This is a genomic window from Lysobacter sp. TAB13, from assembly GCF_052113885.1.
Lineage (GTDB): Bacteria > Pseudomonadota > Gammaproteobacteria > Xanthomonadales > Xanthomonadaceae > Lysobacter > Lysobacter gummosus.
This window is the reverse complement of sequence record NZ_JBFRDR010000325.1, coordinates 1-387: the sequence shown is the minus strand read 5'-3', so window position 1 is coordinate 387 and position 387 is coordinate 1. Positions and strand designations below refer to the sequence as shown.

Below are 387 nucleotides of genomic sequence, written 5' to 3'. Positions count from 1 at the left end.
GCCCAAAAACCTGGCGCTTCGCCTCGTTCACATAGGCGTTGCCCGGGCCGACAATCTTGTCGACGGCCGGAATGGTATCCGTGCCGAAGGCCATTGCCGCAATCGCCTGCGCCCCGCCGACACGAAAGATCCGGTCGGCGCCGGAAAGATGACAGCCGGCGATCATCGCCGGATGGGCGCCGGGCGGCAGGCAGGCAATGACCTCGTCGCAGCCCGCGACCTTGGCCGGCACGATCGTCATGATCGGCGCCGAGAGCAGCGGATAGCGCCCGCCCGGCACATAGGCGCCGACGCGGGCGATGGGGATGATGCGGTGGCCGAGATGCAGGCCGGGCAGCGGCTCGATCTCCAGGGGCAACAGGGTCTGGCGCTGCGCCTCGGCAAAGG

At 69.0% G+C, this 387-nt stretch carries 1 protein-coding gene; it reads right to left on the bottom strand.

Going from position 1 to position 387, the window contains the following annotated elements:
* Window positions 1-387: histidinol dehydrogenase (locus AB4Y92_RS26370; protein WP_441822311.1), on the bottom strand; the 387-nt coding region annotated here is incomplete at both ends.